The sequence below is a fragment of the Bacillus sp. mrc49 genome, from assembly GCF_002803435.1.
Genome location: NZ_PHNG01000655.1, coordinates 103,639 through 109,742, shown reverse-complemented (window position 1 = coordinate 109,742; position 6,104 = coordinate 103,639). Strand labels below are relative to the sequence as shown.

Here is a 6,104-nt window from a genome sequence, read left to right as displayed (position 1 = left end):
ACGTATTCTTCCAAAGGAATATGCTCAATCACTTTCGTTTTTGTCCTATAAACCGAAACGTCGGTGGATGGCTCAGACGAATTTTCTTTCGTGTACGTCGATTCACTCACATCCTGCTTTGTTGACGCATCCAGGTTCTTTTTTGCATGATTTGAAAAGGAAACTACCAAAATGGAAGGCACTACTAATATGACAATCATCGTCGTAAACACAATCCACATCAATGGCTGGAATTTATTCATCCGTCCTCCTTAATAAAAAAAGCATTTTAAACAGGGTATGAATAAACGACATCATATATTACCCATTGTTTCCCACTTATTGAACCACCGTTCGGCTTCATCTTCCGAACCAACCATTCCCTGGTAAGATAAGTGATCTTCCACTGCAGAAGGATGCGAAAACGGCCATAAAGAAAAGCTGCCAACAAGGCAGCTAAAAGAATTTGTTCCATTACGTTTAAGAGCGCTTCAATAATTTCTTTGTTTTTAATAGAACAAATAGGAGCGGTATATATAAAACAATGAAGCCGACGCTGTATGGATTGATTATTTTGTTTAGTACATACAATAATTCGATATCGTAATAAAAGATATTGATCAGGATGATGATGATGGACATGATCCATAAGGGGTATTTTTGCTGGACATTGAATAAGCGCTTGATCCCCCTGCTGGCAGCCCACAAGGGAATGACCATATTGGGGATGATAATGATGGCCCACCAAGAAATGGTTATGTACTCGAACCGCTGAATGAAGGGCAATTCAATAATGCTGGTCAAGGTTAAGGTTGGCCATAGGGTAAGGGTAAGCAGCTTGAGTGGATAAAAGGCGATTGAAACGAAATAGACGGTTAAAGCCAGCAAAGTAGTGGTTAATGCTCCTCCATGGGCAAACTTTTGTGATGTTTCTGCTTTTTTTATGAATGGATAATACATCAGCAGCATTTCAAAACCAAGCATCGTTAAGGAGATACTTCTGGTTCCTTTCATAATGTCCAGGAAGGTATGATCGAATATAGGAAGCACTCCCGTGAAGTCCGAATATCTAACCCCATAAAAAGGAAAGAATAAAAGCCAATACGATATGATCACTGTGATAAAAGTAATTCCCGTAACGGTTCGGAATCCCCCGGAAATGATGTAATAAATCAGGATGAGGAACACCGCAGACAATGCCCAGGAAGGTACATCATCAAACATCCACACATGTATGACACGTACATATCCAACGATGATCGTCATTCCCAGAATAAAAAAGTACAGAATGAACAAAAGACTGAAGAAATTGCCGATCCATTTGCCAAGCACATGATGGTTGACGTATATAATATCACCCGGAACCATTTCGAAAATCTTATACATGAGCCAAATAAATAGATGAATGAGCAATCCCGCCAGCAGTATCGAGATCCATCCATCCGTTCCTGTGAACTTCGCCAATTCCCTTTGAAAGCTCAACGCTCCTAATCCAGTTTGCATGCCATGCATTAAAAAAAACACATAAAATGGCGATACCTTATACTTAACATTGACAGTAGCTTGGTTCATATAGGACCCTCATTTGTCTGACCAATTTCTAATGTTATTATCTTGGCTTTTAGTATAGATGGTTATTCAGGAAATTAATTTATGGCTCATAATCCGCTTGAAAGATGGACACAAAAAACGCTGCCAACATCGCAGCGTTAGTTGAAAGGTCTTTCCGATACATACGATGTTAGTTTGTTCTCCAGGGAATTTCCAACAATTAACATTAGTGCATATCTTTATGATCTTTTCGAGAACACGGAATGTTTTCACCTATGTAAGAATGGTCGATGATCTTAAAGTAAGGAAGTATCATCCCTAGTAAAGATACGGTACAAATAATGGACCCGATTAAAAAATATAGTGGCCGTATTCCCCAAACTTCACTCAAAAAACCACCGGTGAGCACGCCTAATGGCATAACACCTCTGATAATGAAAAGCCGGACAGCGGATACTTTACCCATTAATTCATTTGGCACAGTTTGCTGAAAAATGGTTATGTTATGAACACCAAAAAAAGCCATGGCTATTCCGGCAATTACCTCGGTGATTAACGCAAAGGCGATACTATGGTTAAAACCTAATGAAATGAATGTTGAGCCCCCTATAACTAATGCTCCTAGCATTAAAACCCTGCGCCTTTTATTATTGATTTTACCGGCAAAGATCGCACCCATTACATATCCTAATGGGAAGCTTGCCATAAAATATCCGTACTCTGCATAACTGCCCGATAATTCCTTTGTGACATAAGGAAGGTTTACAACCATTGTGACCCCCACTCCAAATTGAACGAAGGCCAAAAAGATTCCTAACCAAACAATAACCGGTTGTTTAAAGAAATAAGATATTCCTTCCATAAATTGTTCCAGCCAAGACTTTCGTACATGTTGAACCGTCCTTACCTCCTGGATGAAAAGCAAAAGAGTTCCACTCATGATAAGCAGTCCACAAACAAAAATCAGGGCCGGTATTACGCCTGTATGCTCTATAACGATTCCGCCCAAAAATGGTGCAGAGAATGTCATTAGCCTAACGGTGCCATCTTTATAAGCATTAGCCGTGCTTAATTGGTCTTTAGGAATGATAGTAGGTGTAATGGCTTGATTAGCAGGTGTATAAATGGGGGTTATTAAGCCTGCTATTATTTGGACGACGAAAATATGCCAAGATTCGAGATTTCCAACTGCCAAGGAAACAAGTGGAATCAAGAAAATTACCCCCCTGGTCCATTGAGAAATGATCATTAACCACTTACGGCTCCATTTATCAATAAACGGACCAATGAACAATTGCAGGATAAGGGATGGTAAGAAATACAAAAGCCACATACTCCCCAATGCCATCGGCGAATTCGTTAGTTGATATAGAAGAATGGAGTTACAAAAAGTACCGAAAGCCCCGCCTAATTCAGAGATGGCATTACCTATCCATACAATAAGGAACTGACGGTTCTTTAATAATTTGTCACTCACATGATCACCCCTTTAACATTCATCGTAATGCAACTAACCTGTCCCGTTAGCCGCAAAAAAAAGGAGCTGCCGATCAGCTCCAGGTAATCAAGGTTAGCACTGTTCATTCATTGAAATATCATGTTAAGAATTGAAGCCATTTATGTTTTGGTTCGTGCAATTGTATGGCACCCCGAAGCCATTTTCTCCGCTGATCATCTAGTTTATCTACTATAGCGATAAAGTCTTGATGGTCTTTTTCCCTGGTGTTTTTCACCTTATATAAAAGGACAATTTCTGGATTCAGATAAGGAATGCCTGTATCAGAATAACTCCAAACCGACATAAGCGGATGGGAAATCGTTAACTCCCTTCTGAATTTCCACTCAGAATCCGTTGCTTCATTTAAAAGCACTTCTAATCTATCTCCATTTGATTTATGTAAAGCGTGTATTTCGTGAATAGGTAACTCTAAAAACTCATTTTTCCAACTATGGAATGTACCTTTAACAACCTTCTTAAAATCCCATTCATTCAGATACTCCTTCAGATATAACTGATCCTTCCGAAATAGTGCAATCTCTATATCTTGATGTTGTCTTGTTTCTCTGCCGATACTTAAATCAATTGCCCAACCACCTGCAAAGAACCACGTTTTATTGAATCCTGACATCAAAGAAGCAATCCTATGACATTGTTCGAATGACATATAAATCCTCCAGACTAACCATTGATTTTGCTTAGAAGTTTTGTGAGATATTTCATTATTTTTAGCTATCCTGAATTATCTTTTTATATGAGAAATGATGCTTGCATTAAAAGGGAATCTATTCTTGGAACTTCTTCTTTTAACCTTGCCAATGCCTTTACTGCCGCAATCTTTAACTCTGTGGGATATTGGTAGGTAATACTGTTTGATTCAAACTCATTTTCATCTATAACTTCCCATTCTTGATCATTTACTTGAATGTAATCCAAATCTAAATCAACAAATCTCAGTTCATTGTTCTTGAACACCGACGGTTTTGCTACATTGCAATACGTGGATACAACCTTACCATCTTCAATTTCCATTGCGGTTGTGAACCATTCCTTCAAGGAGAAATACTCTAAAGAAGTATTATCAATCTTGAAAAGCTTATTTTTGGTATGGTGAATCAACTTCCGTCCTGGTTTGCATAAGACTAGTAAATGATCAGAAGTATGGAGTAGCAATTCACCTTCCCATTCATAGTGGAGAATATCAGGGAATTTCAGGGCTTTAATTTTTACAATCTCATTCAATTTAATCATCCTAAATTTTTTTATCCTAACTACTTCGCCCGACCATTCGCGATTTCCTTCTTTACCCAAACTGCCCTTTTGTCCATCAGAAAAAGGCTGCCGCAGCAACCTCCCATATTACCAAGCTTTCTTTGCCCTAATGATCATAAAAGATGGTCTTCTCAACTCATTCATGATTTTTGGTAAACTATCCGCTGCTTCATCAGCGGGAATAGGCTCGATTACTTTTTCAATCTGAAAGCCATTAAGGATTAGTTCATTTATTAGTGTTGAAAAAGTACGGTGATATTTAACAACACCGTCTATATACCAATGTTGTTGCCTTTCACCTTCTTCCTGGTAATGATCAACTGCATAATGTGATCTGCTGTTTTCTTTGTCAATGATCCAATTATCCATATTTCGTCTAGCTGTTGCAATCGGATGCTCAATGGAGAAAAGAAAGACCCCCATTTTTTTCAAACAACCGTTCATTTTTTTTATGACAGCATCATAATCCCTTATATAATGTAAAGCTAGCGAACTAACTGCAACATCAAAATCCTGCTGTCTTATCTGAAGATCTTCTAATGATATATTTACATAGTTAATACGTTCATGAGCATTTCTTTGTTGAGCAACGTTTATCATATTCTTTGAAATGTCTATTGCTAGAACCTCCCGAGCCTGTTCATTCACACAATACTTTGCGAAGTCCCCCATTCCACATCCTACATCCAACACCTTTTTATTCTTTAATTCAGGCAGCATATCTCTTAGGGTAGGCTGCTCTAGTAAATCATTGTAATTCAATTCAGACTCACGCAATTTTCGATAGCTCTCGAAGAATTCCGGATGATCATAAATGTTTTGTTTCATGTACAAACGCCTCTTTTCTTTTATGATAAACAGATTTTTTTATTGACACTATCATAATTTTTCCATATTTATCAAAAAAGAAATAGACTTATATTCTTGTTTTTGGTAAGATTTAGATTGAGTCATGCCTATATTCTTCTAAACTCCCGAATAGTTCCAAAAGAAAAAATGCTGCCTAGCAACTCCCTCCGTAGCGGATTCACCATTCAACCTTCTGATAGTCATTTTCATTTTAACCGCCGATTCACTTTTCTTTATTATCCCATGTATTTCTTACATAAAAACCCCGGATAAGGGACACTTTTAAGCGTGTCCGTCATCCGGGGTTTAGTTCATCACTTTTTTATAATTGGAATGGCATTCATTGATTTCCTTTTTTGACCCATTCAGCAACGGTGACTGTACGTTTAGCTTGATGTTTTACCGCACCTGAAACATCTTCGATCATTTTGCCATCTTGTCCGACCGTTACGCTTGTTCCATATGGGTTTCCTCCTGCACCAAATAGTACTGGGTCCGTATAACCAGGAGGAGCAATGATAGCACCCCAGTGCATCATGGAGGTGTATAACGATAACAATGTAGCTTCTTGCCCGCCATGTGGGTTTTGCGCTGAAGTCATGGCACTTACGACTTTATTCACCGTCTTGCCGCTTGCCCACAGTCCGCCTTGGGTATCGAGGAACTGTTTCATTTGTGATGCCACATTCCCAAAGCGCGTTGGGACACTGAAGATGATGGCGTCTGCCCATTCAATGTCAGCCGATGACGCTACCGGTACGTCTTTTGTTGCTTCGACAGTTGCTTTCCATGCTTCATTTCCTTCGATAGCCGATTGAGGAGCCAGTTCTTGTACTTTTAATACTTTCACTTCAGCTCCTGCTTCTTTTGCTCCTTCTTCAGCCCATTTTGCTAATTGGAAATTGGTTCCGCCCATACTGTAAAATATGACTGCTACTTTAACGTTTGACAATGA

At 38.8% G+C, this 6,104-nt stretch carries 6 protein-coding genes and 1 pseudogene; all 7 read right to left on the bottom strand.

All coding sequences use genetic code 11. From position 1 onward, the window contains the following. A pseudogene (locus CVN76_RS09395) lies at positions 1-242 on the bottom strand (stage II sporulation protein D); the annotation flags it as partial. 217 nt (positions 243-459) lie between these two features. Next, complete coding sequence (locus CVN76_RS09390) at positions 460-1,551, bottom strand: GerAB/ArcD/ProY family transporter (protein ID WP_100531040.1); 1,092 nt, start codon at positions 1,549-1,551, stop codon at positions 460-462. Between the two features lie 205 nt (positions 1,552-1,756). Continuing rightward, positions 1,757-3,007 carry an MFS transporter gene (locus tag CVN76_RS09385; RefSeq protein WP_100531039.1) on the bottom strand — a complete coding sequence of 417 codons (1,251 nt, stop codon included), beginning with the start codon at positions 3,005-3,007 and terminating at the stop codon, positions 1,757-1,759. Positions 3,008-3,125: 118 nt separating this feature from the next. Next, a complete protein-coding gene (locus CVN76_RS09380) occupies positions 3,126-3,695 on the bottom strand; it encodes a nucleotidyltransferase domain-containing protein (RefSeq protein ID WP_100531038.1) in 570 nt (189 codons plus the stop codon). Between the two features lie 83 nt (positions 3,696-3,778). Beyond that, positions 3,779-4,270 (bottom strand): DUF402 domain-containing protein, encoded by a 492-nt coding sequence (locus CVN76_RS09375; protein ID WP_198512527.1) that lies wholly within the window; start codon positions 4,268-4,270, stop codon positions 3,779-3,781. Between the two features lie 117 nt (positions 4,271-4,387). Beyond that, complete coding sequence (locus CVN76_RS09370; RefSeq protein WP_100531037.1) at positions 4,388-5,128, bottom strand: class I SAM-dependent methyltransferase; 741 nt, start codon at positions 5,126-5,128, stop codon at positions 4,388-4,390. Between the two features lie 361 nt (positions 5,129-5,489). After that, positions 5,490-6,101 (bottom strand): NAD(P)H:quinone oxidoreductase, encoded by a 612-nt coding sequence (gene wrbA, locus CVN76_RS09365; RefSeq protein ID WP_100531036.1) that lies wholly within the window; start codon positions 6,099-6,101, stop codon positions 5,490-5,492. Positions 6,102-6,104 lie beyond the last annotated feature (3 nt).

What these genes read in the sequence shown, in the direction of transcription:
- CVN76_RS09390 (WP_100531040.1), bottom strand. Translation starts at nt 1,551, where the DNA reads ATGAACCAAGCTACTGTCAATGTTAAGTATAAGGTATCGCCATTTTAT.
- CVN76_RS09380 (WP_100531038.1), bottom strand. Translation starts at nt 3,695, where the DNA reads ATGTCATTCGAACAATGTCATAGGATTGCTTCTTTGATGTCAGGATTC.
- CVN76_RS09370 (WP_100531037.1), bottom strand. Translation starts at nt 5,128, where the DNA reads ATGAAACAAAACATTTATGATCATCCGGAATTCTTCGAGAGCTATCGA.